This window comes from Streptomyces sp. NPDC002896, from assembly GCF_040295225.1.
Lineage (GTDB): Bacteria > Actinomycetota > Actinomycetes > Streptomycetales > Streptomycetaceae > Streptomyces.
On the sequence record NZ_JBEOVA010000034.1, the window covers coordinates 48,625 to 74,948 of the forward strand.

General features: G+C 71.7%; 28 protein-coding genes. 12 read left to right on the plus strand and 16 right to left on the minus strand.

From position 1 onward, the window contains the following. Window positions 1-50 precede the first annotated feature (50 nt). Together ABT009_RS38965 and ABT009_RS38970 are read left to right on the plus strand one after the other, a co-directional pair. Window positions 51-284: a metallothionein gene (locus tag ABT009_RS38965; protein WP_181659364.1), complete on the plus strand. Its 234-nt coding sequence runs from the start codon at window positions 51-53 to the stop codon at window positions 282-284. 131 nt (window positions 285-415) lie between these two features. Next, complete coding sequence (locus tag ABT009_RS38970; protein WP_351306004.1) at window positions 416-1,207, plus strand: SURF1 family cytochrome oxidase biogenesis protein; 792 nt, start codon at window positions 416-418, stop codon at window positions 1,205-1,207. Window positions 1,208-1,302: 95 nt separating this feature from the next. On the opposite strand, the gene ABT009_RS38975 is transcribed toward ABT009_RS38970, so the two are convergent. The 4 genes from ABT009_RS38975 to ABT009_RS38990 form a co-directional block, all read right to left on the minus strand. Next, complete coding sequence (locus ABT009_RS38975) at window positions 1,303-2,241, minus strand: hypothetical protein (protein ID WP_351306006.1); 939 nt, start codon at window positions 2,239-2,241, stop codon at window positions 1,303-1,305. 138 nt (window positions 2,242-2,379) lie between these two features. After that, entirely contained in the window at window positions 2,380-2,589 is a 210-nt protein-coding gene (locus tag ABT009_RS38980) for a YbdD/YjiX family protein (RefSeq protein WP_351306008.1), read from the minus strand. Between the two features lie 26 nt (window positions 2,590-2,615). Beyond that, window positions 2,616-4,799 carry a carbon starvation CstA family protein gene (locus tag ABT009_RS38985; RefSeq protein ID WP_351306009.1) on the minus strand — a complete coding sequence of 728 codons (2,184 nt, stop codon included), beginning with the start codon at window positions 4,797-4,799 and terminating at the stop codon, window positions 2,616-2,618. A gap of 58 nt (window positions 4,800-4,857) precedes the next feature. Further along, on the minus strand, window positions 4,858-5,079 hold the full coding sequence (locus ABT009_RS38990) for a DUF3311 domain-containing protein (RefSeq protein WP_351306011.1): 222 nt from the start codon (window positions 5,077-5,079) through the stop codon (window positions 4,858-4,860). Window positions 5,080-5,247: 168 nt separating this feature from the next. On the opposite strand from ABT009_RS38990, the gene ABT009_RS38995 reads away from it, so the two are divergent. The 5 genes from ABT009_RS38995 (at window position 5,248) to ABT009_RS39015 (ending at window position 10,549) form a co-directional block, all read left to right on the plus strand. Continuing rightward, window positions 5,248-6,810 carry a sodium:solute symporter family protein gene (locus ABT009_RS38995; protein WP_351306013.1) on the plus strand — a complete coding sequence of 521 codons (1,563 nt, stop codon included), beginning with the start codon at window positions 5,248-5,250 and terminating at the stop codon, window positions 6,808-6,810. A 62-nt stretch (window positions 6,811-6,872) separates the two neighbouring features. After that, window positions 6,873-7,439: a SigE family RNA polymerase sigma factor gene (locus ABT009_RS39000; RefSeq protein ID WP_351306052.1), complete on the plus strand. Its 567-nt coding sequence runs from the start codon at window positions 6,873-6,875 to the stop codon at window positions 7,437-7,439. Between the two features lie 50 nt (window positions 7,440-7,489). Then, window positions 7,490-7,825: a hypothetical protein gene (locus tag ABT009_RS39005; protein ID WP_351306054.1), complete on the plus strand. Its 336-nt coding sequence runs from the start codon at window positions 7,490-7,492 to the stop codon at window positions 7,823-7,825. Between the two features lie 175 nt (window positions 7,826-8,000). Further along, complete coding sequence (locus ABT009_RS39010; RefSeq protein WP_351306015.1) at window positions 8,001-9,788, plus strand: glycoside hydrolase family 15 protein; 1,788 nt, start codon at window positions 8,001-8,003, stop codon at window positions 9,786-9,788. A 5-nt stretch (window positions 9,789-9,793) separates the two neighbouring features. Then, entirely contained in the window at window positions 9,794-10,549 is a 756-nt protein-coding gene (locus tag ABT009_RS39015) for an SDR family oxidoreductase (RefSeq protein WP_351306017.1), read from the plus strand. 75 nt (window positions 10,550-10,624) lie between these two features. Here the strand turns inward: ABT009_RS39015 and amaP are convergent, their stop codons facing one another. The 5 genes from amaP to ABT009_RS39040 all read right to left on the minus strand — a co-directional run bounded on the left by amaP (window position 10,625) and on the right by ABT009_RS39040 (window position 13,027). Next, entirely contained in the window at window positions 10,625-11,212 is a 588-nt protein-coding gene (gene amaP / locus ABT009_RS39020; protein ID WP_351306019.1) for an alkaline shock response membrane anchor protein AmaP, read from the minus strand. Next, window positions 11,209-11,904 (minus strand): DUF6286 domain-containing protein, encoded by a 696-nt coding sequence (locus tag ABT009_RS39025; protein ID WP_351306021.1) that lies wholly within the window; start codon window positions 11,902-11,904, stop codon window positions 11,209-11,211. Before ABT009_RS39025 ends, amaP begins: the two co-directional genes overlap by 4 nt. Next, window positions 11,901-12,257, minus strand: coding sequence for an Asp23/Gls24 family envelope stress response protein (locus ABT009_RS39030; RefSeq protein WP_351306023.1), 357 nt, complete (start codon window positions 12,255-12,257; stop codon window positions 11,901-11,903). The genes ABT009_RS39025 and ABT009_RS39030 overlap by 4 nt, the downstream gene beginning before the upstream one ends. Beyond that, a complete protein-coding gene (locus tag ABT009_RS39035; protein WP_351306025.1) occupies window positions 12,254-12,439 on the minus strand; it encodes a hypothetical protein in 186 nt (61 codons plus the stop codon). The genes ABT009_RS39030 and ABT009_RS39035 overlap by 4 nt, the downstream gene beginning before the upstream one ends. Window positions 12,440-12,529: 90 nt before the next feature. Further along, window positions 12,530-13,027 (minus strand): Asp23/Gls24 family envelope stress response protein, encoded by a 498-nt coding sequence (locus ABT009_RS39040; RefSeq protein WP_351306027.1) that lies wholly within the window; start codon window positions 13,025-13,027, stop codon window positions 12,530-12,532. Window positions 13,028-13,130: 103 nt separating this feature from the next. Between ABT009_RS39040 and ABT009_RS47580 the strand changes: the two genes are divergently transcribed. Next, window positions 13,131-14,255, plus strand: a complete 1,125-nt coding sequence (locus tag ABT009_RS47580; RefSeq protein WP_502990042.1) for a hypothetical protein — start codon at window positions 13,131-13,133, stop codon at window positions 14,253-14,255. A gap of 237 nt (window positions 14,256-14,492) precedes the next feature. Here ABT009_RS47580 and ABT009_RS39050 read toward each other — a convergent pair whose 3' ends face one another. The 4 genes from ABT009_RS39050 to ABT009_RS39065 all read right to left on the minus strand — a co-directional run bounded on the left by ABT009_RS39050 (window position 14,493) and on the right by ABT009_RS39065 (window position 18,540). Continuing rightward, entirely contained in the window at window positions 14,493-15,284 is a 792-nt protein-coding gene (locus ABT009_RS39050; RefSeq protein WP_351306029.1) for an enoyl-CoA hydratase/isomerase family protein, read from the minus strand. 157 nt (window positions 15,285-15,441) lie between these two features. Further along, complete coding sequence (locus ABT009_RS39055) at window positions 15,442-15,663, minus strand: helix-turn-helix domain-containing protein (RefSeq protein ID WP_018533414.1); 222 nt, start codon at window positions 15,661-15,663, stop codon at window positions 15,442-15,444. Window positions 15,664-16,079: 416 nt separating this feature from the next. Beyond that, window positions 16,080-17,678 carry an ABC-F family ATP-binding cassette domain-containing protein gene (locus ABT009_RS39060; RefSeq protein ID WP_351306031.1) on the minus strand — a complete coding sequence of 533 codons (1,599 nt, stop codon included), beginning with the start codon at window positions 17,676-17,678 and terminating at the stop codon, window positions 16,080-16,082. A gap of 130 nt (window positions 17,679-17,808) precedes the next feature. Further along, window positions 17,809-18,540, minus strand: coding sequence for a hypothetical protein (locus tag ABT009_RS39065; RefSeq protein WP_351306033.1), 732 nt, complete (start codon window positions 18,538-18,540; stop codon window positions 17,809-17,811). A 478-nt stretch (window positions 18,541-19,018) separates the two neighbouring features. Between ABT009_RS39065 and ABT009_RS39070 the strand changes: the two genes are divergently transcribed. Then, on the plus strand, window positions 19,019-19,438 hold the full coding sequence (locus ABT009_RS39070; protein WP_351306035.1) for a VOC family protein: 420 nt from the start codon (window positions 19,019-19,021) through the stop codon (window positions 19,436-19,438). Window positions 19,439-19,464: 26 nt separating this feature from the next. On the opposite strand, the gene ABT009_RS39075 is transcribed toward ABT009_RS39070, so the two are convergent. From ABT009_RS39075 to ABT009_RS39085, 3 genes are all read right to left on the minus strand, one after another. Further along, complete coding sequence (locus tag ABT009_RS39075) at window positions 19,465-20,943, minus strand: hypothetical protein (protein WP_351306037.1); 1,479 nt, start codon at window positions 20,941-20,943, stop codon at window positions 19,465-19,467. Between the two features lie 463 nt (window positions 20,944-21,406). Continuing rightward, a complete protein-coding gene (locus ABT009_RS39080; RefSeq protein ID WP_351306039.1) occupies window positions 21,407-22,534 on the minus strand; it encodes an alpha/beta hydrolase in 1,128 nt (375 codons plus the stop codon). A gap of 174 nt (window positions 22,535-22,708) precedes the next feature. After that, window positions 22,709-23,404, minus strand: coding sequence for a class II aldolase/adducin family protein (locus ABT009_RS39085; RefSeq protein WP_351306041.1), 696 nt, complete (start codon window positions 23,402-23,404; stop codon window positions 22,709-22,711). 327 nt (window positions 23,405-23,731) lie between these two features. On the opposite strand from ABT009_RS39085, the gene ABT009_RS39090 reads away from it, so the two are divergent. The 3 genes from ABT009_RS39090 to ABT009_RS39100 all read left to right on the plus strand — a co-directional run bounded on the left by ABT009_RS39090 (window position 23,732) and on the right by ABT009_RS39100 (window position 26,187). Beyond that, complete coding sequence (locus tag ABT009_RS39090; RefSeq protein WP_351306043.1) at window positions 23,732-24,472, plus strand: lysozyme; 741 nt, start codon at window positions 23,732-23,734, stop codon at window positions 24,470-24,472. A 212-nt stretch (window positions 24,473-24,684) separates the two neighbouring features. Continuing rightward, window positions 24,685-25,953 carry an inorganic phosphate transporter gene (locus ABT009_RS39095; protein ID WP_351306044.1) on the plus strand — a complete coding sequence of 423 codons (1,269 nt, stop codon included), beginning with the start codon at window positions 24,685-24,687 and terminating at the stop codon, window positions 25,951-25,953. Window positions 25,954-25,965: 12 nt separating this feature from the next. Next, on the plus strand, window positions 25,966-26,187 hold the full coding sequence (locus ABT009_RS39100) for a hypothetical protein (RefSeq protein ID WP_181862065.1): 222 nt from the start codon (window positions 25,966-25,968) through the stop codon (window positions 26,185-26,187). Window positions 26,188-26,324: the final 137 nt, after the last annotated feature.

A 26,324-nucleotide genomic window follows, 5' to 3' on the forward strand; every position in this document is an offset into this window, starting at 1 on the left:
GCCCACGGATGGCTCGCCCCCTGCCGCCGCGGCAGCCCACCCTGTGGCGCATGGCACGTTGTGAGGTCTGCGGAAACGACTACGGGATGTCGTTCGAGGTGCACGCGCAGGGCGCGGTGCACGTCTTCGACTGCTTCGCGTGCGCCATCCACCGCATGGCGCCCCTCTGTGAACACTGCCGGGTCCAGATCATCGGCCAGGGAGTCGAGGTCGACGGCCACTGGTTCTGCGGGGCTCACTGCTCCCGCGCGGAGGGGAAGGTGGGAATCGTCGACAAGGTGTGAACGACAAGCGTGAACGGCACGGTGTGAGCACCGGGAACGCATCGCGGAGCAGGGAACGCACTGGGGGTACGCGGCCCCCTACGGGAGACCCTCCCGTAGGGGGCCGATCGGTGCCAGGTACCGTCAATGGGGTGTACCGCTTCCTGTTGTCCCGGCAATGGGTGATCCTCACCCTCGTGACCCTGGCGCTCATCCCCACGATGGTCGAGCTGGGCTTCTGGCAGCTGCACCGGCACGAGCACCGTGTCGCGCAGAACAAGCTGATCTCCGACGCGCTGTCCGCGAAGCCGGTGCCCGTGGAGCAGCTCACCTCGCCGGGGCACACCGTGCCGCACTCCGAGCTGTACCGGCGGGTGACTGCGACCGGGACGTACGACACCGCGCACGAGGTCGTCGTGCGGCGCCGCACCAACTCCGACGACGAGGTCGGCTTCCATGTCCTGACCCCGTTCATCCTCGACGACGGACGGGTGCTCCTCGTCAACCGCGGCTGGATCCCCGCGGACGGTCCGCAGACCGCCTTTCCGAAGATCCCCGCCCCGGCGAAGGGCGAGGTCACCGTCACCGGGCGGCTCATGGCCGACGAGACGACCGCCGAGAGCGGGATCAAGAACGTCCAGGGGCTGCCGGACCGGCAGATCATGCTGATCAGCGGCGGGCAGCTGGCGAAGAGCCTCGGCGGTCGGGAGGTGCTCGGCGGGTACATCGAGCAGGTGTCGCCCGAGCCCAAGGGGGGCAGCCCGGAGCTGATCGCTGAGCCCGACCACAGCAGCATCGGGCCGCACATGGCGTATGCCGTTCAGTGGTGGCTGTTCGCTGCCGGGGTGCCGGTCGGGTGGGTCGTTCTCGTTCGCCGGGAGCGGCGGGATCGGGCCGAGGCGGCCGCGCGGCCGGCGGAGACGCCGGCGCCGGCCACCGTGTAGCGCTTAGATCTCCCCCGCCCCTTCCCGTAACCAGGGGCTCCGCCCCTGGACCCCGATCGCCCTTCGGGCTCGTCCTCAAACGCCGGACGGGCTATTCAAGCCAGGCGCTCCCGCCAGTACAAGAACGTCCGTTCCGCATCCGGCAACAGGTCCCACGGATGCCGTGTCATACGGCGGCCGATGCGGCGGAAGACCGGTCCCGCCTCGGCCGTGCGCTGCATGCGGATCAGGGCGAAGGCGAGGAGGTTGAGGTCGGCGAGCGCTTCGGCGTGGGGCGGGGTCGGTGTGTGGAACCAGCCCTTCATGGCCGCGTCGAGCTCCTCCGCGGCCCTGGGCTCGTTCCAGTGACGGCCTGCCGCCACGGCGTCGAGGGACTGCTGCCCGAGGCGGTGGGCGACGAGTTCAGCGCGTGCCGCGACGGGCAGCAGCGCCAGCGGTGAGCCGTGCGGGGCGCGGGATGCGGTGTGCGCGGCGAAGTCCATCATGTCGAGGACCGTTCCGTGTCCGCGCGGGGACAGGTAACCCACCAGCCGGTGGTGGGCGGTCCTGTTCCACGGGTCGCGGGCGACCGCCTCCCTCCATACGGGAACGGCGTCCGCGACCGGAACGGCGAACGCGTACATCAGGGACAGCAGGGCGAGCCACGGCGTCGGGTCCTCCGGGCAGGCGTCCGCGGCGCGCAGACAGGCCTCCTCGGCCTGCCTGGCGGCGCCCCAGCCCTCGGCCGCCGCGCGCGCCGCGCTCACGCAGGCTCGCAGGACGAGGGCGTCCCCGTCTCCTGGCTGGTCGGCGGCCCAGCGCTCGGAGACGACGGGCGGCAGGGCGAGCGCCAGGACCGAGATGCGGTGCACCCGGCGGTCCCAGTCGCGTCCTGTGGCGCGCAGCAGCTCGGCGACGGGCCCCCAGACGGGGCGCGTGCGGCCGGCGCCGAGGCCGTGGAGCTGCTGCTCGGGGCGGACTTCGGCGAGCGTCCGGTGCAGTTTGCGGTCGTCGAGTTCTGGGCGGATCAGCAGGGGTGGTCTGCGTAGCGGCATCGGGGTCTCGCCAGGGGAGAGCAGGGAAGGCGGGCGCTTTGCGGTGCGGGGCGGGCGCCCATCAGGGCAGGGAGTCGCGCCCGCCCCGCGGTCTCGGTGTTCCGTTGCCCGCCCGGGTCTTCCCGGGCGGGCTCCGGCTCAGCAGCAGCGGCTGTGCGCGTGCTGCTCCCGGTGCCGCGTGCGCAGCACCTCGTACTCACGGCGGGTCGGCAGCGGGGCGCCCGGGTGGGCCCGGCCGTGCCGCTCGCAGTAGCGGTCGTACTCCGCCTCGCCGGTCAGCTCCCGCAGATACCAGCGGACGGCCCCGGCCAGCCTCCGGACACGGCCGCTCCCGAACCGACCACTCATGGACCGACCGCTCATGAGCCAGCCGCTCATGAGCCGGCGCCCACGACGGCCGGCTCCTCGGCATGCCGGCTGCCGGGTTCCTCGATGCGGGACTCGACGTACGGCGCCTCGGTCGTCGGCAGCGGTGCGGCGGAGCGTACGGCGCGTGCGCAGACCACGGCCGCGTTGGCGATCACCACGGCGACGAGAAGCAGGAACAGGGCGATCAGCACGCCGTCGACGGTGGAGTTGGTGACCACGGTGTGCATCTCTTCGAGGGTCTTGGCGGGCGGTAGGACCTGTCCGGCGTCGATGCCGTCGACGTACTTGGAACGCTGGGCGAAGAAGCCGACGCGCGGGTCGTCGGAGAAGATCTTCTGCCAGCCGGCGCTGAAGGTGATCGCGACCACCCAGGCCAGCGGGATGCCGGTGACCCAGGCCCAGCGCAGCCGCCCGGACTTGACGAGCACGGTGGTGCAGACGGTGAGGGCGATGGCGGCGAGGAGCTGGTTGGCGATGCCGAAGAGCGGGAAGAGCTGGTTGATTCCGCCCAGCGGGTCGGTGGCGCCGGTGTAGAGGAAGTAGCCCCAGGCGGTCACGACGAGCGCGCTGCACAGCCAGATGCCCGGCTTCCAGTTGACCCGGCCGATCGGCTTCCAGACGTTGCCGAGCATGTCCTGGAGCATGAAGCGCCCGACCCGGGTGCCCGCGTCCACCGTCGTCAGGATGAACAGCGCCTCGAACATGATCGCGAAGTGGTACCAGAAGGCCTTCATCGCCGTGCCGCCGAAGACCCTGGAGAAGATCTCCGACATGCCGACCGCGAGCGTCGGCGCCCCGCCGGACCGGGCGATCAGGGTCTGCTCCTCAACCGCCTTGGCGGCGGCGGTCAGCTGGTCGGGGGTGATCGTGAAGCCGAGGCCCGCCACGGCGTGCGAGGCCGACTCGGCAGTGGTGCCGAGGAGCGCTGCAGGCGCATTCATCGCGTAGTACAGGCCCGGCTCGAGGGTGGCCGCGGCGATCAGCGCCATGATCGCGACGAACGACTCCATCAGCATCGCGCCGTAGCCGATGAGCCGGACCTGGGACTCCTTCTGGATGAGCTTCGGCGTGGTCCCGGAGGCGACCAGCGCGTGGAAGCCGGAGAGCGCGCCGCAGGCGATGGTGATGAACAGGAACGGGAACAGCGAGCCTGCGAAGACCGGACCAGTACCGGAGGACGCGAAGCCGCTGACCGACGGGGCGTGCAGGACCGGAGCGGCGACGATCACTCCGACCGCGAGCAGCGCGATCGTGCCGATCTTCATGAAGGTGGAGAGGTAGTCGCGCGGCGCGAGCAGCATCCACACGGGGAGTACGGAGGCGACGAAGCCGTAGCCGACCAGACAGAAGACCAGGATGGTCGGGCTCAGCGTGAAGGTGTCGGCCAGCGAGGACTCCTGGATCCAGCTGCCGCCGATGATGGCGAGCAGCAGCAGGGCAACACCGATCAGGCTGGTCTCGATGACCCTGCCCGGTCGCAGCATGTGCAGCCAGAAGCCCATGAACAGGGCGATGGGGATCGTCATGGCCACCGAGAAGGTGCCCCACGGGGAGTGGGCGAGGGCGTTGACGACGACGAGGGCCAGCACACCGAGCAGAATGATCATGATGGCGAAGACGGCGATCAGGGCCGCCGCACCGCCCGCCTTGCCGATCTCCTCGCGGGCCATCTGCCCGAGCGACTTGCCGTCGCGCCGCATGGACAGGAAGAGCACCACCATGTCCTGCACCGCCCCGGCGAAGATCACTCCGGCGACGATCCACAGGGTGCCGGGCAGGTAGCCCATCTGGGCCGCGAGCACCGGTCCGACCAGCGGCCCGGCCCCGGCGATCGCGGCGAAGTGGTGGCCAAGAAGGACCCGGCGGTCGGTCGGCTGGAAGTCCACGCCGTCCTCGAGCCGCTCTGCGGGAGTGGCCCGTCGGTCGTCCGGCCTCAGGACCCGCCGGGTGATGAAGCGTGAGTAGAAGCGGTAGCCGATGGCATACGAACCGAGGGCCGCCACCAGCAGCCAGACGGCGGAGATCTTCTCGCCCCGGGCGAGGGCGAGCACGCCCCAGCCGATCGCGCCGGCGATGGCCACAGCGGTCCACAGCAGGACCGACCGAGGCGTCATACGGGCACGCGGGGATGGGGAAAGCTGCCCAGGGGATTCCGGGTGACCGGATTCGGGCATGGCGGACACAGGCATGGCGGCTCCTCACCGTGGCGGTGTGTGGGGTGGTACGAGGACCGGGACGCGCCCGGAATCAGGGACGGCGGCGTTCGCTCCTGGTCAGCGCATGTGCGGCATGCAGGCAGAGGCCGCACCCCGGTATCCAGGCGAGCTGGTACCAGTAGAAGAACGGCATCCCCCCGAGCCGCGGGCTCGCACTCGCGTACCAGGGGACCCACAGCAGCCCCGCAGCGGGAGCGAGCAGCAGGACGGCGACGGCGACGCTTCGTATCCGGTGGTGACCGGTCCGTGCCATGACCTGCACTCCTCTCCCGCCAGCTGTCGGTCTGTGCAAGAGTTGCGCACCCGGTGGAACCGGTTGACAGTGAATTTTCCAGAAGATTTCCGCCGGTTTTCTGTCATCGAAATGGGCCTGCCGCGCAACTCCACCCCGAGGGTCCAGGCACACCAAGGACGGTGACCCATGGCGGATGGCGCCATGACCGCGACGTTCCTCGCCGTGATCGGCGGGGCGTCGCTGCTCGCCGTCACGGCCCGGCGCCTGCATCCCAGCGGCCGGCTTCCCTCGCTGGAGGGCTGGGCGCTGGCCGACCGGGGGCTCGGGCCCGTGTGGACCTGGCTGCTGCTCGGCGGCACGATCTTCACCGCGTACACCTTCACCGCCGTACCGGGCCTTGCGTACGGCAACGGCGCACCGGCCTTCTTCGCGGTGCCCTACACGGTGATCGTCTGCCCGCTCGCCTTCCTCCTGCTGCCCCGGCTGTGGGACGTGGCCCGCCGCCACGGCTATGTCACCGCCGCCGACTTCGTCCGCGGACGCTACGGTTCGCCGCCGCTGGCCCTGGTGGTGGCTCTGACCGGGATCCTCGCGACGATGCCTTATCTGGCGCTGCAGCTGCTCGGCATACGCGCGGTGCTCACCGCCGGGGGCGTCTATCCGCGGGGCGCCGCCGGCGACCTGGTGATGGTCGCGCTCTTCGCCGGACTCGCGGTGGCGACCTACCGGCAGGGCCTGCGCGCGCCCGCGGTCATCTCCGCCCTGAAGGCGGTGGCGGTCTTCACCTCGGTCACGGTCGTCTGCTGGCTGGTCCTGGAACGGCTCGGCGGTCCGGGGGCGGTCTTCGACACTGCGGCACACCGGCTCGCCGAGGCGGGCGCGGGCCGGAATCCGCTGCTCCTCTCCCCCGCGCAGCAGCCCGCCTACGCCACGCTCGCCCTGGGCTCCGCGCTGGCCCTGCTGATGTACCCGCACGTGCTGACCGCCGGTTTCGCCGCCTCGGGACCTGCCACCCTGCGCAAGGTCTCCGTGGCACTGCCCGCGTGGACAGCGCTCCTCGCCTTGTTCGGCCTGCTCGGCATCGCGGCCGTGGCGGCGGGGGTACGCGCCCCGAAGGGCGGCGCCGAGGCGGCAGTTCCGATGCTCGTCGACCGCCTCATGCCGGCACCGCTCGCCGGGCTGGTGTTCGCCGCGATCACCGTGGGGGCGCTGGTCCCGGCCGCCGTGATGTCGATAGCGGCCGCGACCTCCTTCGTACGGAACGTCTACGTCGAGTACTTCCATCCCACCGCCACGCCCAAGCGGCAGGTGCGGATCGCCAAGGCGGTCTCGCTCACCGCGAAGGTGGGCGCGGTCGCGTTCGTGTTCGGCCTGCGCGACCAGGACGCCATCAATCTCCAACTGCTCGGCGGCGTATGGATTCTGCAGATCTTCCCCGCCGTGGCCGTCGGCCTGTTCACCGGCCGGCTGCATCCGCGGGCCCTGCTCGCCGGGTGGGCGGTGGGGATGGCGTCCGGCACCGTGATGGTGGTGCGCGAGGGGTTCTCGTCCGTCGTGCCGTTCGGCCCCGCCGACCAGCCGCTGGAGATCTACGCCGGGCTCGTGGCCCTTCTTCTCAACCTGACCGTCGCCGTGGTCACTTCCACGGCTCTCGAACGCCTCGGCGTCCCTCGCGGCGCCGACGCAACCGACCTGCCGTCCCGCCTGGCCCTCAGGCGACGCCCCGAGACGGGAGCGAGCAATCCGTGAGAACGAGACAGGACACCCCGGTCAAGCTGCCGCAGCCTGCACCGGCCACGAACCCGGCGGCCATGGAGGCCACGTCGGCCCCGGCCGAGCACGCGGCCGGCCCGCCCGCCCTGGCGACCACGGTGAGCGATCCGGCCGACCTCGAGCGGGAGGCCGCCCTCGCCGACCTCTTCGACCGGCACTACGCCTCGATGCTGCGCCTCGCGGTCCTGCTCGGCGCCGACGATCCCGAGAACGTGGTGGCCGAGGCCTACTACCAGATCTACCGGAAGTGGCGACGGCTGCGGGACGCCGAGGCAGCCGAGGCGTATCTGCGCTCCACGGTGTGCAATCTGACCCGTATGCGCATACGCCACCTCCAGGTCGCCCGCAAGCACGCGGAGACGCCGCCGACGGAGGTCGTCGCCTCTGCGGAGAGCACCGCACTCCTCCAGGACGACCAGCGTGTGCTGATCAACGCACTCCAGCAGCTGCCGGCCCGGCAGCGCGAAGCGCTCGTCCTGCGCCACTGGCTCGGTCTCAAGGAGAGCGAGATCGCCGCCGCGATGGGGATCTCCTGCGGCTCCGTCAAGACGCACACCTCGCGCGGCATCGCCGCCCTGACCCAGGCGATGGAGGCTCGGCGATGAACGACACCACACCGGACAGGACGGAACAGGGCTGGGCGGAACAGGACGAGATGGCATTGGACAGGACGGAAGAACTGAGCAAGACGGAACCGGGCGGAGTGGACTCCGGCCGGACCGGACAGGGCAGGACCGAACTCGAGCTGCAGGCGGCCCTGGAGGCGCTGGCCGGCGGCGTGCAGGCCGCCCCCGACGCCTACCGCACGGCCCGCGGTGACTGGCTGCGCCGCGAGCGCCGGCGGCGTCTCGTCCTCGCCGTGCTGATCACCGTCGTCTTCGCCCTGGCGACGCTGATCGGCCTGTGGGTCCTCAACCAGGCCCCGTCCGACCCCGGGGTCATCTTCTCCGGCGCCCGCACGGCCGCCCAGTCCGCCGTCGGGCCTGGCTGACACGATGTCAGCCGGAGCTGAACCCCACCGCTCGGCGGGACCCGCGGCTCCCGAGGCCGGTGAGCCGGCGGGGCCTGATGCCGGTGACCCCGCGGGACCCGATGCCGCCGGATCCGGTCACCCGCCCAGAGGCCCGTCCGGGTTGGCATCGGTCTCTGCCGGGAATCCGGCAGACGTGCACCGACCCATAGAGGACTACGCGCTGATCGGCGACCACCAGACGTCCGCCCTCGTGAGCAGGCACGGCTCCATCGACTGGCTGTGCCTGCCCCGCTTCGACTCGCCCGCCTGTTTCGCCGCGCTGCTGGGCGACGAGGAGAACGGGCACTGGCGTATCGCACCGAAGGGCGAGGACGGCCCCTGCACCCGCCGTGCGTACCGCCCGCGCTCGCTGGTCCTGGACACGGTCTGGGAGACCGCCACCGGCACGGTCCGCGTCACCGACCTGATGCCGCAGCGCGACCGCTGCCCCGATGTCGTACGCATCGTCGAGGGCCTCTCCGGCGAGGTCACGATGCGCAGCACGCTTCGGCTGCGCTTCGACTACGGCTCCGTCATCCCCTGGATGCGCAGGACCGACGGCCATCGCGTGGCCGTGGCGGGCCCCGACTCGATGTGGCTGCGCAGCGAGCCCGAAGTGCAGACGTTGGGCAAGGATTTCGGTACGCACTCGGAGTTCACGGTCGGCGAGGGCGAGAAGGTGGCGTTCGTGCTCACCTGGCACCCCTCCCACGAGCCGCGCCCACCGCAGTGCGACCCGCACCAGGCGCTGGCCGACAGCCTCGAGGACTGGCAGGCCTGGGCGGACCAGTGCCGGTACAAGGGCCCGCACGCGGACGCGGTCCTGCGCTCCCTCATCACCCTCAAGGCCCTCACGTACGCGCCGACCGGCGGCATCGTCGCCGCCGCCACCACCTCGCTCCCCGAGGAGATCGGCGGAGTGCGCAACTGGGACTACCGCTACTGCTGGCTGCGCGACTCGACGCTCACCCTGGGCGTGCTGCTGGCCGCCGGCTACCTCGACGAGGCCGAGGCGTGGCGGGACTGGCTGCTCCGCGCGGTCGCGGGCAGCCCCGGCGACCTGCAGATCATGTACGGCCTGGCGGGCGAGCGCCGGATCCCGGAGTACGAACTGCCGTGGCTGCCGGGGTACGCGGACTCGCCCCCGGTGCGGATCGGCAACGAGGCGGTGCAGCAGCTGCAGCTCGACGTGTACGGCGAGGTCGTCGACTCGTTCATGCTGGCCCGCCAGGCGGGTCTGCCGCCGAAGCCGCACGCGTGGCAGGTGCAGCTCCGCCTGCTGGAGTTCCTGGAGTCCGTCTGGCAGGAGCCGGATTCGGGGCTGTGGGAGGTGCGCGGCCCGCGCCGCCACTTCGTGCACTCCAAGATCATGGTGTGGGTGGCCGCCGACCGTACCGTACGTGCGCTGGAGGCTGACCCGAGGCTGCGCGGTGACATCAACCGCTGGCGCGCGATGCGGGACGCGGTGCACCGCGAGGTGTGCGAGCGCGGCTACGACGAGGAGCGGGGCACGTTCACGCAGTCCTACGGCTCCCGCGAACTGGACGCCGCCCTGCTGCTCATCCCGCGCGTCGGGTTCCTGCCGCCGCAGGACCCGCGGGTGGCCGGGACCATCGAGGCGGTGCGCAAGGAACTCGGCCACAACGGCTTTCTGCGCCGCTACAGCACGGACCAGACGAACGTCGACGGACTGCCCGGCAGCGAGGGCGCCTTCCTCGCCTGCTCCTTCTGGCTCGCGGACGCCCTGCACCTGACGGGACGTACGCAGGAGGCGCGCGAGCTGTTCGAACGGCTGGTGGGGCTCTGCAACGACGTGGGCCTGCTCGCGGAGGAGTACGACCCCGTCCACCGCAGGCAGCTCGGGAACTTCCCGCAGGCGTTCAGCCACATCGGCCTGGCGGGGGCCGCTTTCACCCTGTTCGGGACCGAGGAGGCAGGATAGGGGCCATGGATCTTGGACTGAAGGACCGTGTCTACGTCGTCACCGGAGCGACCCGGGGCCTCGGCAACGCGGCGGCGCGCGAGCTCGTCGCGGACGGCGCGAAGGTCGTCATCACCGGCCGGGACGAGAAGCGCGTCGCCGATGCCGCCGCCGAACTGGGCGCGAACGCCGTCGGCGTGGCCGCCGACAACGCGGACCCCGCCTCCGCCGGCCACCTCATCGCGGCCGCGCGGGAGCACTTCGGGAGCTTCGACGGCGTACTGATCAGCGTCGGCGGACCGGCACCCGGCCTTCTCGCCGACAACACCGACGAGCAGTGGCAGGCGGCGTTCGAGTCCGTCTTCCTGGGGGCGGTACGGCTGGCGCGTGCGGCCGCTGCGGAGCTCGGCGAGGGCGGCGTCATCGGCTTCGTCCTGTCCGGTTCGGTGCACGAGCCGATCCCCGGGCTGACGATCTCCAACGGTCTGCGGCCGGGCCTCGCGGGCTTCGCCAAGTCGCTCGCCGACGAGCTCGGCCCGCGCGGCATCCGCGTCATAGGCCTGCTGCCGTCCCGTATCGACACGGACCGGGTCCGCGAGCTGGACGCCCTCTCCGCCGACCCGGAGGCCGCCCGCGCGGCCAACGAGGCGAACATCCCGCTGCGCCGCTACGGCACTCCGGACGAGTTCGGCCGCACGGCGGCGTTCCTGCTGTCGCCGGCGGCGTCGTATCTGACGGGGATCATGCTGCCGGTGGACGGCGGGGCCAGGCACGGTTTCTGAGCGCCCCTTTTGGGCGCTCGGTTCGCCTCCGGAGCGCGCTGTGGCGAGTGAGCCCGGGTGCCGCGGGGGCTCTCCTCACGTCACCCGCTCCGCGCGGTGCCTGACCGCGCGGAGCTGGACCTCGGCGGGCAGCCGGTCCAGCCCGGCCGAGCCGCGGGCATGGGCCAGCGCCTCGCCGACCAGCTTCCGCAGCGCATCCCCGGGCGCGGCGAACGGCTCGAGCACCAGCCGCACGCGTGCCTCGGGTGCGTTGCGCCGCCCGGTCAGCGTGGCATGCGCCCGCTCGACACCGTCGAGCGCACCCGCCTCGCTCGCCAGGACGGACTCCAGGGCCCGCCCGCGCAGCAGCGCGCCCTCGCCGTCGCCGGTGTCGACCAGCACCTCGGCCAGCCGGCGCCGACGCAGCTGGGCCGTCAGCCACCACAGGGCGAGCAGCAGGCACACCGCGAGGACGGCGATGACGGTGGGCCACCACCAGCCTTCGTCCTGCCACCGGCTCCGGTCGGCGTCGCTCAGCAGCACGTCGCGCTTTCCGTCGTGGATCCACCACGACGGCGGGGTGACGCCGAGGCCGACGGCGAGCACCGAGCCGCCCAGTACGAGCAGCACCAGGCCGGCGATGCCCAGCAGCACGCGGTTGACCGTCCTCAGCACTGCTCTCACCCCTTCTTGCCGGGCCTGCGGACGTGCACGGAGAGGGCGGGGGCCCGGCCGAGCCCCAGCTCCCTCACGGCGTCCGCGAGCATGGTGTCCAAGTCGCTGCGCACATCGTCGAGTTCACGGAAGTGCGACACCGCGCGGACGTCGACTTTCTTACGCCTCGTACGCACCCGTACGGACTGCACTCCGGCGACCTTCATGGCCCGGTCGCGCAGCACCATGGCGGCGGCGTCGCGGTGCAGCCCGGACCGTACGTCGGGGTGCACGCGCCGCATGGGCAGGACCGCACGGCGGCCAGGTGTGGCGGCGAGCACCAGCAGCCACAGGCCCAGGGCGGCGGCCACCCCTGCGCCGGTCAGCACCCAGGTGTCGTCGAGGGGGCGTTCGGCGAGCTCGCGGGCGAGGGTCTTGCGCCACTGCATCGCGGGCCGGTCCGCGCGCACGGCCGCGACGTCGTACAGCATCAGCCCCGCACCGGCGAAGACCAGCAGCGCGAGCAACGCCGCGGGGATGCGGCGGGCGGACCAGAAGCGGCGGGGCCTGCGGTCGTCGCCCTCGGCGGTGGGCAGCGGTTCGTACGAGGCCGCGGACGCGGACTGGTCGAGCCCGTTCTGCGTCCCGCCCTCCTTCCGCTCGATGACCGGTAGAGGCTGGGTGCCGCCGGCCGAGCCGGACGGGCCTTGGGACTCACTCACCGTGTCCTCCCCTGTGCCGCGCTGCGCGCGTACGCCGAGTGCAGCCGCTCCACCTGGACGGCCACCTCGGGCACCTCCATCCCCGCCAACGCTTTTACCCGCTCGGCGACGCGCCGACGCACGGCACCGCACTGGCGTCCGATGTCGGATGGATAGTCGAGTTCGAGGCTGATCCGGACGCGGGCGTTCTGGTGGTGCACGGTGACCGTCGCATGCGGCGGCTCCCCGCCCTCGGGAACGGCGTCCAGCGCCTCTCGTGCCGCCCAGGCGGCGATCTTGGCGACGACCCGGTCGGCGATCCGGGTCGCGCCGCGCTCTGCAGGCTCGACGGACTGACCGGGCAACGACGTCACCGCCGCCGTTCGCCGCGGGTACGGAAGAATTCACCGGGTTCCAGATCCCCCTCCAGGAACCGCCCGGCGACGAATCCGACGGCGCCGAGCGCCGCCACCAGGAGGAAGGCTCCGAAACCGCCGAAGTATCCGGCGAACCCCAGCGCCATTCCGGCGATCAAGCCGATAATGGTCATGTTCATTGTGCGCTCCTCTGCGAGAGCCTCGAGAGCGTGCGGCAGGGGGGACGCCCGCATCGACGGCGAGCGTCACTCACGGACCAGGAACGCTCGCTACTGCAACCTCGTCTCGGGCTCTTCTTCCTCTTCCTCCGGGAGCTTCACATCGCTGACGGCGATGTTGACCTCCACGACCTCGAGCCCCGTCATGCGCTCGACGGCCGCGATCACGTTCTCCCGTACGTCGCGGGCGACGTCCTCGATCGACACGCCGTAGACGACGACGATCTCCAGGTCGAGCGCCGTCTGCACCTCGCCGACCTCCGCCTTCACCCCGCGCGTGGCGGACCTGTCACCACCGCCACCGCCAGGCACCCGCTCACGCATGGCGCCGAAGGTACGGGCGAGGCCGCTGCCCATCGCATGCACGCCGAAGCAGTCACGTGCCGCGAGCCCGGCGATCTTCTCGACGACGCCGTCGGCGATGGTCGTACGTCCCCGGGTGCCGGGGTCGCCGCCCCCGCGCCGCACCGGGCCGCCCTTCCTGCCCCGCTCCTCCGGCGACGCATGCTCGCGGGGCTCCGGGCCTTTCTGCTGTGTCGTCTCAGTCATCGCCGCTCATCCTTTTAGGAACCTTTTAGAAGGGGATGTACTTCTTTGTCCACATTAAGCGCGGTTTCCCCACTGCGCGCCAAAGATGCGGCAGGCTGGAGCAATGACGGCGGACCGATGGACACAGGCGGTGCGGCGACAGCTGGCCCTGGGCAGGCTGCTTCCCCTCGGTGGGCCGCGCGACGGGGCGTGGCTGGCGGAATCGGCGGCTGCCTCGGTACTGCGTGGAGCGGGCGACGCGCTGCCCGGCATCCGCCTCGGCGCGCTCCGCATCGCATCGGCCGACCCGGACGCAGCACAGGCACCGGCCGTACCGCCACCGCCGAGCGCCCTGCCGCCCGGCCCGCTCCGCGTCACCGCGGAGTTCGCCGCGGCGCCGACCGACCCCCTCCCGACGACGTCCGATCACCTGCGCGCGACCCTGTTCACCACGGCAACGCAGGACATCGGCCTGACGGTTACGGAAGTGGACCTTCGGGTGACGGCCCTGCTGGACCCGGAGCAGCCGGAGCCGACGGTGCCGGAACCTGCCACGCCGGAGTCTTCCGCCGCAACGGCACGCGACGACGAAGGGCTCGCCCCGCCGGCGGACGTGCACCCGGACGACGCCGCGGAGGCACGCTCCGAGCGGCCCGGGGAAGCGCAGCGCCCCGGCGGTCCGGCGGAGACGCAGGCCGAGGACCACCGTGCAGGCGCGTACGCGGAAGGCCCATCAGGGGCAGCCTCCGAAGGCCGGACGGGGAAAGGGGCTGCGGCCGCGCAGGCCCAAGGTCCCGCAGGCGCACACGCCGAGGGCCCTGCAGGTGCGCGCGCCGAAGCAGCGACCGGTCCCGGAGGCGCCGAAGGCGTCGCGGGAGCGCAGGCAGAAGGGCACCCTGCGGGCGAGGACGAGGCCGCGAAGCTCGGGCCGTCCTCGGGGCGGGCAGCGGAGTCGGCGCAGGCGCCGGGCGCGGACGGTGACGAGGCCCGGGTGGCTGCGGCGGTGCTGGGAGTGCCGGGTGTCGTCCGGCTGACGGGTACGCTCGGCGGCCGCGGGCGCGCGATTCACATCGAGGAGCACCCGCAGGTGGCACCCGATGCGGCCCTCCCGCGCCGGCACGTCCGCGTCGAAGTGGCAGCGTCGCGCGACCACCGCACCCTGGACGTGGCGATCGCGATCCGCGCAGCCGTCACCGACTCCCTGCCGAACCACCCGACGGTCGCGGTAATGGTGACAGAGCTGACGTGACGCCGGCGCGCCGGCAAGCCCCGTACCCGGCATACGGCGGGCGGAGCACGAAATCGACGAGCAGGGCATCGACAAGCCCAGGCCCGCCTCACCCACGCAACGACTCAACGCGCGGCGAACAGGCGACACGGCGCTACCGGCGAGGCAGGCTGCCCCTGCGGCGGGTGACCCGGGACAGCAGGCCGCCCGTGGGGCGGTCACCGGCGCGGCCGGCCACCCCACGGTTCGGTGGCATGCTCAGTCGCCGAGCCCCGCCAGGTCCCGCAGGCGACGGGCCTGGGCGGCGCGCTCGGCGGCGCGCTGAGCGTCGTAGTCGCGCGTCGTCGCGCCCTGGAGCAGCGCCTTCGTCTCGATCACCGCGTTCCGGGGCGCCGCGAGGAGCGCGGCCGCGAGGTCGCGGGCCGCGGCGTCCAGCTGGTCGCCGGGCACGACGAGGTTCGCGAGGCCGATGCGCTCGGCCTCGTCGGCGTGGACGAAGCGCCCGGTGGCGCAGATCTCCAGCGCCCGGGCATAGCCGACGAGCCCCACGAGCGGATGCGTCCCGGTGAGGTCGGGGACCAGACCGAGGCTCGTCTCGCGCATGGCGAACTGCACATCGTCGGCGACGATCCGCAGATCGCAGGCGAGAGCAAGCTGGAAGCCCGCCCCGATGGCATGGCCCTGCACAGCGGCGATCGTCACGATGTCGCTGCGCCGCCACCAGGTGAACGCCTCCTGGTACTCGGCGATCGCCGCGTCCAGCTGCTCGTCCGAGCCGCGGGCCAGGTCGATGAACGACGGCTCCCCGTCGAAGCCTTCGGGCGTGAACGCCTGCCGGTCGAGGCCGGCGGAGAAGGACTTGCCCTCGCCGCGCAGCACGACGACACGGACACTGCCCGGCAACGCCCGTCCGGCCTCGGCCAATGCCCGCCACAGTGCGAAGTTCTGGGCATTGCGCTTGGCCGGATTGGCCAACGTCACCGTGGCGATCGCCTCGTCGACGGTGAGCCGTACGCCGTCCTTGTCGAGTACCGGGTCGAGCGAAGCCATGGGGCGCCTCCGATGGGATGCAGTCGGGCAGGATGCCGTATCCGGACACCCGTAAGTGACTGCACAGTAACCACCCGGCCGATCACCGGACCGACCGGGTGGCCACCACCGAAGCCTTGGGGAGCCTCCCCAAGCGCGAGCCGGGAGGCCTCCGCCGTCAGGACGCGGCGGCCTTCTTGCCTCGCGTCGCCCCGCCGCGTCCCCGCAGCGTGACCCCGGACTCGCTCAGCATCCGGTGTACGAAGCCATACGAGCGGCCGGTCTCCTCGGCCAGTGCCCGAATGCTTGCACCGGAGTCGTACTTCTTCTTCAGGTCTGCCGCGAGCTTGTCGCGCGCGGCGCCGGTCACCCGGCTGCCCTTCTTCAGAGTCTCGGCCACCCGTGCCTCCTCATGGGAAGTGCGCTCTGGACTCTCATGATCACCCCTCCGGAGCTTCCTGGCCACCCATTCGGCAAGGTCCGTGGAACAAGGTTTGGGCCCACGGAACCGATCACCACGAGCGGAATTCCAGCTTCCGGCGACCGTTTCAGCCCGGGCTTCCCGAATTCACCGGCTAAATGGCAGGTCAGGGCCGTGTTGTAGCGCGACTCCGGCCCATGCCTGATCCGGCCGCGAAATCGATGTACGACACACCGCTGTATGAGGAGATCTCACACAGATGATGGATCACGGATCGGCCGAATGATCCATGCGCAGTGGATCAGCGAGTTCGATCAAGCAGAGCGCGGCACTGCCCGGCTGAAAACCGACCAAGCACGCCCGAGGTAAACGATCACGCTTGGCCGGGAAACCGGTCAGGCCAGGGCGACCAGGTCCGCGTAGTCGGCGCCCCACAGGTCCTCGACGCCGTCCGGGAGCAGAATGATCCGCTCGGGCTGGAGCGCCTCGACCGCTCCCTCGTCGTGCGTGACGAGCACGACCGCGCCCTTGTACGTGCGCAGCGCGCCGAGGATCTCCTCGCGGCTGGCCGGGTCCAGGTTGTTGGTCGGCTCGTCGAGCAGCAGGACGTTGGCCGAGGAGACCACCAGCGTGGCGAGCGCAAGGCGCGTCTTCTCACCGCCGGACAGCACACCGGCCGGCTTGTCGACGTCGTCGCCGGAGAAGAGGAAGGAACCGAGCACCTTGCGCACCTCAACCAGGTCCATGTCGGGCGCGGCCGAGCGCATGTTCTCCAGCACCGTGCGGTCCGGGTCGAGCGTCTCGTGCTCCTGCGCGTAGTACCCGATCTTCAGGCCGTGGCCCGGCATGACCTGGCCGGTGTCGGGCTTCTCGACCCCGCCGAGCAGCCTGAGGAGCGTGGTCTTTCCGGCGCCGTTCAGGCCGAGAATGACGACCCGGGAGCCCTTGTCGATGGCCAGGTCGACGTCGGTGAAGATCTCCAGCGAGCCGTACGACTTGGACAGGCCCTCGGCCGTCAGCGGCGTCCTGCCGCACGGCGCGGGCTCCGGGAAGCGCAGCTTGGCGACCTTGTCGGCCTTCCGCTCGGCCTCGAGACCGGCGAGCAGCTTGTCCGCGCGGCGGGCCATGTTCTGGGCTGCGACCGTCTTGGTGGCCTTGGCGCGCATCTTGTCGGCCTGGGCGTTCAGCGCGGAGGCCTTCTTCTCGGCGTTCTGGCGCTCGCGCTTTCGGCGCTTCTCGTCGGCCTCGCGCTGCTGCTGGTAGAGCTTCCAGCCCATGTTGTAGACGTCGATCTGCGAGCGGTTGGCGTCCAGGTAGAAGACCTTGTTGACGACCGTCTCGACGAGGTCGACGTCGTGCGAGATGACGATGAAGCCGCCTCGGTAGGTCTTCAGGTAGTCGCGCAGCCAGACGATCGAGTCGGCGTCGAGGTGGTTCGTCGGCTCGTCGAGCAGGAGGGTGTCGGCGTCCGAGAAGAGGATGCGGGCCAGCTCGATACGGCGCCGCTGACCGCCGGAGAGCGTATGAAGCGGCTGGCCGAGCACCCGGTCGGGCAGGTTGAGCGCGGCGGCGATGGTCGCGGCCTCGGCCTCGGCGGAGTATCCGCCCTTGGTGAGGAACTCCGTCTCCTGCCGCTCGTACTGCTTCATCGCCTTGTCGCGCGTTGCGCCCTTGCCGGTGGCGATGCGCTGTTCGTTCTCGCGCATCTTGCGGATCAGTAGGTCGAGGCCGCGGGCCGAGAGGATGCGGTCGCGGGCGAGTACGTCGAGGTCGCCGGTGCGCGGGTCCTGCGGCAGATAGCCGACCTCGCCGGACCGGGCGACGGTGCCGGCGGCCGGGATGCCCTCACCTGCGAGGACCTTGGTGAGCGTGGTCTTGCCGGCGCCGTTGCGGCCGACCAGGCCGATGCGGTCGCCCTTGGCGATACGGAAGGTGGCGGACTCGATGAGGACGCGCGCACCGGCGCGCAGCTCGATACCGGAGGCGGTGATCACGGACAGACTCCTGAGCAGGGTGGACGGCGGGATGGGCAGCTGAGTCAGATCACGCCGTCTAATGCGTGAGGAGAATGGCCATGCGGCGATTCTAACGGGGCCGTGCAACCGGTTTTTCTGCGCGCGGCGATTATCCGCCGCTGGGCGCTGTGTTGTTGCGCACTGTGCCTTCGCCTTCCGGGCCTGCGGCGGCGCTGCTCCTGCCGCCGGCGCCGCCGGGCCGCTCGTTGGCGAGGGGTGCGCGCCGCGGCACGATCCTGCCGAGCTCGTCGACCGCCACGACCTCCGCCGTCCAGGATGCGGCGGGGCTGCGGCACGGCTGCGCCACGAGGAGCGCACGGCCGTGCCGCACCGAGCGCGCGGGTTCGAAGGCGCAGCCCCGGCGCGCGGGCAGCACCCACCGCAGATCCCCGTCCGCGAGGCGGTACGCGGTGATGCGGTAGGGCGTGACGACGGCGAGCATGCGGGCGCCGGGAGCGAGCCGCTGCAGTACACCGGCTCCCTCACGCGCGCGTGCGGTGCGCAGCCAGTCGGCGGCCTCAGGGGCGGCACGGTGCCAGCGGACGGCGCGCCCGTCGTGGCGGGCCGTGTCGGTGACCAGGCCGTCGCTCCACAGCGTGACGGCGTGCCCGCGCACAGGGAGCACGGAGAGCGGCCTGTGCCCCTCGCGCGTATAGGCCCATCTGGTGCGTCCCGTTCCTGGGTCGTACGCCTCGACGGCTCGGCCCGTCGTCCGCAGCCGAGGTTCCGCGGCGCCCGGGTCCGCCACGCGCGCGTGGACGGCGAGGTGGTCTCCGTAGGGCGCGGGGCGCGAGAGATGGGCCGCAGTGATGAGGGGCACCGCGAGGAGGCCGAGGACCATGGGCAGTACGAGGCGGGAACGCCGACGGGAGCGACCGCCGGGCAACGGGGCCTGCGGAGCGGGCTGCTGCGGCGCAGGGGGCTGGGGCGCAGGCTGCCGGGGTGGGGGGTGCTGGGGAGCGAGAGCCTGGGCAGCCAGGGATTCGGGGGCGGATGACTTCGGGGCGGGCCGCGCCCGATGTCGTACGTAGGCGCTCACTTCGGTCGCGTCGAACGGCAGAGCCGCCACGCAACACCCCCTTCCGCACCGCCATCCGATATCCACAGGTATGCCCTGGAATGCCCGCGAATCAGGCGGAGAGCGTAGCCGCGGCTCCTGCGGCCGGGCCGCAGGAGCCCTGCCGACACGGCGCACGGGCGGGCAGGCGTCCCTCGTTCGGCGCCTCCAGGGCGTTGTCAGTGCCCGGTGCAAGACTGTGGAGCGGGTCACATTCCGGCGTCGAGCGGCGCCGGGCACCGGGAGAGAAGGGGTGATCGGCATGGCAGGCAGTGAGGGCGGACGTCCGGGCATCTGTCCGACGCTGTTGTACGCGGACGCGAAGGCGGCCATCAGGCTCCTCACCGAGGCCTTCGGCTTCACGGAGGTCGCTGTGTACGAGGGCGAGGACGGCTCGGTGTTCCACGCCGAGCTGGCCTATGGCAACGGCGTGGTGATGCTCGGTTCCAAGGGCCGCGGCGGCATCTTCGACCAGTCGATGAAGGGCGCGGGACCGGCCGGGGTGTACGTCGTCGTGGACGACGTCGACGCGCACCACCAGCGGGCCGTGGAGCACGGCGTGGAGATCCTGATGCCTCCGACGGACCAGGACTACGGCTCGCGGGACTACATGGCCCGGGACGCCGAGGGCAACGTATGGAGCTTCGGGACGTACGCCCCGGAGACAACGCCCTCCGCCTGATTCCCGTCCGCCGCGCTCCGGGTCGGCTATGCGCCTCCCTTGTGCACCTGGAAGGCGGCGCGGCGTACGGCCTTGGCGAGCGCCGGGTCGGGGTGGGCCGCGGCAAGGGCCACCAGCACCTGGACCGTGCGCGGGTGACCGACGGCGCGCACCTCGTCGAGGAGCGTCGGCACGGTGGGCTGCATCGCCGACTCCAGGTGACGTACGAGGAGTTGGGCCTCTCCGTGGTCGGCGACGGCCGCGGCGGTGTCCACCCACAGCCACGTCGACTCCTCGCGGGTGAGCACCGCATGGACGTCCTCGGGGTCCACACCCTCGTGCTCCGCGAGCCACAGCAGGGCGTAGGGCCGCAGCGACGGCTCCTCCCCCGCCGCTCTGACGTCCGCCTCTGCCGGGGCGCCGACGACACGCAGGGCCTCGAAGGCGAGGCCGCGCAGCAGCGCGTCCTCGCCGCGGGCGGCGTCCAGGAGTTCGGCCACGGCACTGCCCACGGGGCGGGCGGCGAGCCAGGCGCGGTACTCGGCACGTGCCGCGTTCGGGCGCAGCCGCGCGCACCCGCGCAGCATGTCCTCGGCGGGCTGCTCGATGTTCCCGGCGGGGCTCTGCGCGGCCACGCAGATCTGCTCGAGCTTGACCCAGACCGCCCAGCTGCCGAGGGGCGTGAGTGTGGCCTGCCCGTCGGAGCAGGTCAGTGCGCCGACGACGGCCAGCGCGTCGAGGGCCCAGTCGAGCAGCGGGGCCGGCGGGGTGTCCTCATGGCTCGCCTTGTGCGGGTCCCCGGACGCGGCGGCGCCGGGCTCGGAGGTCGCGGTCCCGGCGTCCGTGGACGAGGGTGTCACGGTCGCGGGTGACGCAAGCACGGCATGCGGGCCGTAGGGGATCTCGCAGCGCTCGGTGCGCAGCTCCATGACGCGCTGCTCGAGCAGGTCGAGGAGTTGCGACACGGGAACGGGTCCGGCGGACAGCTGGAGCAGGGACAGCACCTGCGGCATCGCCTCGACGACCTCGGCGACCGCGGCGGGCGCGAGCTCGTCCGGTGCGGGGTGGGCCAGCGACCAGGCGTCGAACAGGGCTACCCAGCCGCGCAGCACGGCGGAGTCGTCCCGGTCCCAGGCGCGCAGCCGCCAGCCGGGGCGTGCGACGTCTCCGTGCACCTCGACGAGCCCGGCGAGCCGTGCGGTGTCCCAGTCGGCACGGACCTGCTCGGGCGTCAGGTCCAAGTCGGCAGCGGCCCGTTCGGCAGTGGCGTCGGAGAGGGTGGCCCCGCCGTCGGTCGCGCCGTCGCGGCCGGGGCGCAGGGCGGCGTCGGCCCAGCGCGCGACCCGGACGGGGCCGGCCAGTCCGCTGCGCGCCATACGGGCCAGTTCCGCGGGCGGCGGAGTGCCCTCGGGAGGCCTGGGCGCGGGGCGGCGGGAGCGCCGCTCGGACACCGCTCGCGGGGCGGCGGCAAGCGTTCGTGGGCGGACGAGTCTGAGCCTGGAGTCGCGCGGGATACGGGACGTCACGGGAGCAGTCTTCCGGTTGACGGTCCGAAAACCCAAACGGAATGCCACGCGAGTAGAGATGGAGGCCGCAACAGCGGGTTGAGCGCACCTGAGCACCGTGAAGCGGAAGGTACGCCGACGGGGTCGGAGGTGCTCCGTCGGGTGACCGCATGCGCAGTCGGTCCACGAACGCGACGGCCGGGCGACGGGGCCACGGCGGCCACCAAGCGACCCGCCACCGGCCGGAAACCTCAAGCGTGCCGAAGGGGGCGCGCCGGGATGTGCGCCCGCAGCGGCTGGCGCACATTCCGGGTGACCTTATGGACGTACGGCTCGGCGCCGGACCGAGGACGCACATCCCGACGCGGCCCCGACCCACCGACCGGCCCGCCGGAGGCGCACCAGCCACCATGGCAGGCGACCACCCGCAGCCGCGATGTACGGCGGCTGGGACAGCCGCATCCGCCGCGCCGGACAAGGCCGGCTACATCAGAGGAGTGAGGAAGCGGCGCAGGGTCTCTTCGTACCGTGCGGGGTCGGCGTTCCACATGGCGCTGTGCGGTGCGTTCGACACGGTGTGCAGGGTGACCGTGTCGCGGCGGCGGTCGGCCAGCCGGCGGCTCAGTCCCCAGGGGGCGACGGCATCGTCGGGGCCGTGCAGCACGAGGGTCGGCACCTTCAGCGCCTCGGGGTCGAGGGCCTCGTCGATGGCGCCGCCGTGCAGGCCGGCGCGGCCCTGTGCCGCGCGGACGGCGAGCGGCAGCAGCGGCCCCGGCGTGCGACGGGCGGCGGCGAGGGCGCGCAGCGTGGCCTCCCAGCTGAGCACGGGCGAGTCGAGCACGAGCCCGGCGATCCGGTCGCGCAGCGCCGAGCGCGTGGCGGCGTGCAGGGCCATCGCGGCACCGGTGGACCAGCCGTGTAGCACGACGCGCTGCGCGCCGTACCGCACGGCGTAGCGGATGGCGGCGTCGAGGTCGCGCCACTCGGTGTCGCCGAGGTGGCAGAGCCCGTCCGGGGACCGGGGAGCGCCCGGATCCCCCCGGTACGCGATGTCGAGCACCGGATACCGCAGCCGGTGCATGAACTCCATGAGGACCATGGGGTGCTCGCGCGTGGTGCCGAGGCCGTGCACGTTGATCACCCAGCTGTCGCGGGCACCGGGCACGAACCAGGCGGGCAGGGGACCGAGTTCGCCGGGGATGTCGACGTCGGTGTACTCGAGCCCGAGGGCCGTCTTCGGGTTGCCGATGTGCACCTGCGGAGTGAGCCAGACGCGCGCGCCCGGCCTCAGCTCGCCGTAGGTGACTCGTTCGAGGCGCCGTACGACGGTGTCGGCGGGGTGTGGCGCTGTTTCCAGTACGTCGCCGACGACCGCATGGCAGCCTTCGCCGGTCAGGCCGTAGATGCCCGGACGCAGTGAGGCGAGGTCGCGGGTCAGCGTGACCTGTCCCGCGGCGGTGCCGTGGACGGTGAGCCGCGGCTCGGTGGGCAGCGGCCGCCCGGCGGGCGCCTTCAGGGCGGCGTCGCTGGCGAGCCGGCCGGCGGCGACCATGGCCGCGCCGGCGCCGATCACAGTGGTGACGGCCGCTGCCGTCGCTTTGGCGGTGCGCACGGCTCCAGTGTCGGTGCGGGGGCCTCTGGTGGCCAGCCGAACGGAGGGCTGGAGTGACGACGGCCTTGCGGCCATGCCCCGCCGTACCCCCGGCTGCACCTCGGTCATCGCCCGCCACACGGCGATGAGGGCCCGGATTGCGGGCGATACGGGCCCTTGGGGGCCGGTCGCCGCTCAACCCCGCGGCTGTCCGTACCCCCGCAGCTTCTCCTCCGCTTCCCGCAGTTGCCCGCCGGACAGAAGGGTGGGGGCGCGGCCCGGCAGGGCGCTCGCCGTCAGCCAGACTCGGCACATCCACTCGAGCTGCGCCGTCCGGTCGTAGGCCTGGTCGAGGGTGGCGCCATATGTGATGGTGCCGTGGTTCTGGAGTAGACAGCCCGTGCGGTCCGCCAGGGCGTGGAGCATTTTCTCGGCCAACTCGTCCGTGCCGTACAGGGCATAGGGGGCGACTCGCACGGGGCCGCCCAGCGCCGCCGCCATGTAGTGGATCAGGGGCAGCTCCGGTACGAGGGTCGAGACGGCGGTGGCGTGCACCGCGTGGGTGTGGACCACGGCCCGGGCGCTGGTGCTGCGGTAGATCGCAAGGTGCATGGGCAGCTCGCTGGTCGGGGCGAGGTCGCCGAGTACCTGGTTGCCGTCGAGGTCGACGGCGACGGCGTCCTGCGGGGTCAGCCGGTCGTACGGGACTCCGCTGGGAGTGACCAGCACGGTGCCGCCGACGCGCACCGACACGTTGCCCGAGGTACCGACGACCAGCCCTTCCGTCACGGTGCGCCGGGCCGTCGCAACGAGTTCGTCCCAGGCACTCTGCAGCGCATCCGCCTGCTCGCCCTTCGGCTCCTGGCCGCCCGCCCGGGCAACACCGCCCATGCCACCCCTTGCCGTCCGGCCCATGTCACCCATTGCCATCCGCCGTTCCGAATCCGCCCCGCCGACCGTCCTGCCTGCCGCGCTGCCCGGCCGCCACGCCACCCACCCTGCCAGCCGCCGCACCAGCGGCCACACCGGCCACCCCTTCCGGGCACGCACTGTTACGGCGGAGCCGCCGAATGTGACGCCGATCTTCCGCTGCCGTTAGGCCGCATATGCACACACACGCCCACACGGAAGCGGATTGGCCGGAGATCGACGGTCCGCGAAGGGGCCTCCGATACCCTCTGGTGGATTTGTCATGCACGTCGCCATCCGGGGGGAAATATGGCTCGTGATCACAAACTGTCCCGTCACCGTGCCCGCATCGCCGCCGTGTCCGCGGCGACGCTTGCGCTGGGGGCCACCGCACTCGCCGAGATTCCGGTTTCCGCGGCGGGCAAGCCGAAGGGACACGACGTCTCCTCGCACCAGAAGAACGTCGACTGGCAGAAGGCGCGGAGCAAGGGCTCGCGGTTCGTCTACGTGAAGGCGACCGAGTCGCACACCTACCGCAACCCGTACTACAGCCAGCAGTGGAACGGGGCCCGCAACGCGGGCATAGTCCGCGGCGCTTACCACTTCGCGCTGCCTAACAAGTCGTCCGGCAGGACACAGGCGCAGTACTTCGTGCGCAACGGTGGGACGTGGAAGGCGGACGGCTGGACGCTGCCGCCCGCCCTCGACATCGAGTACAACCCGTACAGCTCGAAGAAGTGCTACGGCATGAGCAGGACCAAGATGGTCGCCTGGATCAGGTCCTTCAGCGACGAGGTGAAACGGCTGACCGGCCGCCGGCCAGTGATCTACACGAACACGAACTGGTGGAAGAAGTGCACCGGCAACAGCGCCGCCTTCGCCTCGAACCACGCCCTATGGCTCGCGCGCTACAGCTCGTCGGCCGGATCCCTGCCCGCAGGGTGGCAATACTGGACCTTCTGGCAGCACGACAACAGCGGCAGCCTGCCAGGTGACCAGAATCTCTTCAACGGCTCGATGACGACGCTGAGGAAGTTCGCCCGGGGGTAGTCCGGGGCAGACCGAGCCCGGCGGAATGCGCGGTTCCGCTGCAATTCCGGGCCTCCGCCGACCGTCATGATCAACTGTGCCGCCACTTCGGACGCAACCGGAGTGGCGGCACGCCAGTTCGGGCCACCCTGCGGCCCCACCCAGTTCATCTTCCGTTCACTCAGGTTGCCTACGGTCCACGAGCCACTGACGTCAAACAGAAGCCCGGGTAAATGGAACACATCACGCTTCTCCTCGGGATCGTGATCGTTACCGCTCTCGTGTTCGATTTCACGAACGGTTTCCACGACACAGCCAACGCGATGGCCACGACCATCTCGACAGGCGCTCTTCGACCAAAGACGGCGGTGGCCATGTCCGCCGTGCTGAACCTCGTCGGAGCCTTCCTCTCCGTGGAGGTCGCCAAGACGATCTCCGGCGGCATCATCAACGAAGAAGGCATCAAAACCGAGGTGATCTTCGCGGCCCTCGTCGGCGCCATCCTCTGGAATCTGCTGACCTGGCTTCTGGGCCTTCCCTCCAGCTCGTCCCACGCCCTCTTCGGCGGCCTGATCGGCGCCGCCGTGATGTCCGCGGGCTGGTCGTCGGTCAACGGCAGCACCGTCGTCACCAAGGTGCTGATCCCGGCCGTCGCCGCGCCGGTCGTCGCCGGTGTCGCCGCGATGCTGGCCACCCGCCTGACGTACCGGATAGGCAGCCGCGCCGACGACAAGGCGACGGCGCCGGGCTACCGCGCGGGACAGATCGCCTCGGCCGGCCTCGTGTCGCTCGCCCACGGCACCAACGACGCGCAGAAGACCATGGGCATCATCACGCTCGCCCTGGTCACGGGCGGCGTCCTCGCTCCCGGCTCCAACCCGCCGGTGTGGGTCATCGGCTCCGCCGGTCTCGCCATCGCGATGGGCACCTACCTGGGCGGCTGGCGCATCATCCGCACCATGGGCAGGGGCCTGACCGACCTGGCGCCGCCGCAGGGCTTCGCCTCGCAGACCAGCGCCGCGACCGTCATCCTGGCCTCCTCCCACCTGGGCTTCTCCCTCTCCACCACCCAGTCCTGCTCGGGTGCCGTGATGGGCGCGGGCATAGGCCGCAAGGGCGGCGTGGTCCGCTGGTCGACCGCGACCCGGATGTTCGTCGCCTGGGTACTGACGCTGCCGGCCGCCGGTCTCGTCGGCGCGGCCGCCGAGTTCCTCACGAAGCAGGGCACGTGGGGCGTCATCCTCACCGGTGCGCTGCTGGTCATCGGGGCCGGTGTGATCTGGGCGCTGTCGCGCCGCCAGCCGGTCACCCACGACAACGTCAACGACGTCAGTGACGACGACAGCGGCCCCGCCGCCGGCGACGACAGCACCGGCCACGCCGGCGGCGCCGACGTGGAGACCGTGGGCACCCTCACCGCCGCGATCGAGGGCGACCTGAAGGCCACCATCCCGGCACAGCCCGGCGCCTCGCCCGAGCCCGCCAAGACCGCATCGGTGTAAGGAAAGAGCAGCATGAAGATCGACTGGGCAGCTCTCGGCTCCGTCTTCGGAGTCAGCCTCGTGGTCACCGTGGCCCTCGTGGGCCTGTTCACGCTCGGCATCGTCGGCCTCTCCAAGCGGGAGCGGGCGACGGAGCAGGGCGGCTCCGCGGCCCTCGCGGTCAGCGGCGCGTACGCGTGCTTCGCGCTCTGCGCGGCGGCCGTGGGTTACGGGATCTATCTGATCGTCGCCTGACGACGTCAGCTTGTGCCTTTGGTGGGGTGGGGGGGGGGGGGGGGGCCCCCCCCCCCCCCCCCCATCGAGATGCGAAAAGACACGCCCCGCGGCACCGCGGGGCAGAGACAACGCCCCCCCCGAGCGGCGCGGAAGCG

Coding starts and splice junctions, on each gene's coding strand:
- ABT009_RS38965 (WP_181659364.1), top strand. CDS start 51: ATGGCACGTTGTGAGGTCTGCGGAAACGACTACGGGATGTCGTTCGAG.
- ABT009_RS38975 (WP_351306006.1), bottom strand. CDS start 2,241: ATGCCGCTACGCAGACCACCCCTGCTGATCCGCCCAGAACTCGACGAC.
- ABT009_RS38980 (WP_351306008.1), bottom strand. CDS start 2,589: ATGAGTGGTCGGTTCGGGAGCGGCCGTGTCCGGAGGCTGGCCGGGGCC.
- ABT009_RS38985 (WP_351306009.1), bottom strand. CDS start 4,799: ATGCCTGTGTCCGCCATGCCCGAATCCGGTCACCCGGAATCCCCTGGG.
- ABT009_RS38990 (WP_351306011.1), bottom strand. CDS start 5,079: ATGGCACGGACCGGTCACCACCGGATACGAAGCGTCGCCGTCGCCGTC.
- ABT009_RS38995 (WP_351306013.1), top strand. CDS start 5,248: ATGGCGGATGGCGCCATGACCGCGACGTTCCTCGCCGTGATCGGCGGG.
- ABT009_RS39000 (WP_351306052.1), top strand. CDS start 6,873: ATGGAGGCCACGTCGGCCCCGGCCGAGCACGCGGCCGGCCCGCCCGCC.
- ABT009_RS39005 (WP_351306054.1), top strand. CDS start 7,490: ATGGCATTGGACAGGACGGAAGAACTGAGCAAGACGGAACCGGGCGGA.
- ABT009_RS39015 (WP_351306017.1), top strand. CDS start 9,794: ATGGATCTTGGACTGAAGGACCGTGTCTACGTCGTCACCGGAGCGACC.
- ABT009_RS39035 (WP_351306025.1), bottom strand. CDS start 12,439: ATGAACATGACCATTATCGGCTTGATCGCCGGAATGGCGCTGGGGTTC.
- ABT009_RS39040 (WP_351306027.1), bottom strand. CDS start 13,027: ATGACTGAGACGACACAGCAGAAAGGCCCGGAGCCCCGCGAGCATGCG.
- ABT009_RS47580 (WP_502990042.1), top strand. CDS start 13,131: ATGACGGCGGACCGATGGACACAGGCGGTGCGGCGACAGCTGGCCCTG.
- ABT009_RS39050 (WP_351306029.1), bottom strand. CDS start 15,284: ATGGCTTCGCTCGACCCGGTACTCGACAAGGACGGCGTACGGCTCACC.
- ABT009_RS39065 (WP_351306033.1), bottom strand. CDS start 18,540: ATGGTCCTCGGCCTCCTCGCGGTGCCCCTCATCACTGCGGCCCATCTC.
- ABT009_RS39070 (WP_351306035.1), top strand. CDS start 19,019: ATGGCAGGCAGTGAGGGCGGACGTCCGGGCATCTGTCCGACGCTGTTG.
- ABT009_RS39085 (WP_351306041.1), bottom strand. CDS start 23,404: ATGGGCGGTGTTGCCCGGGCGGGCGGCCAGGAGCCGAAGGGCGAGCAG.
- ABT009_RS39090 (WP_351306043.1), top strand. CDS start 23,732: ATGGCTCGTGATCACAAACTGTCCCGTCACCGTGCCCGCATCGCCGCC.
- ABT009_RS39095 (WP_351306044.1), top strand. CDS start 24,685: ATGGAACACATCACGCTTCTCCTCGGGATCGTGATCGTTACCGCTCTC.
- ABT009_RS39100 (WP_181862065.1), top strand. CDS start 25,966: ATGAAGATCGACTGGGCAGCTCTCGGCTCCGTCTTCGGAGTCAGCCTC.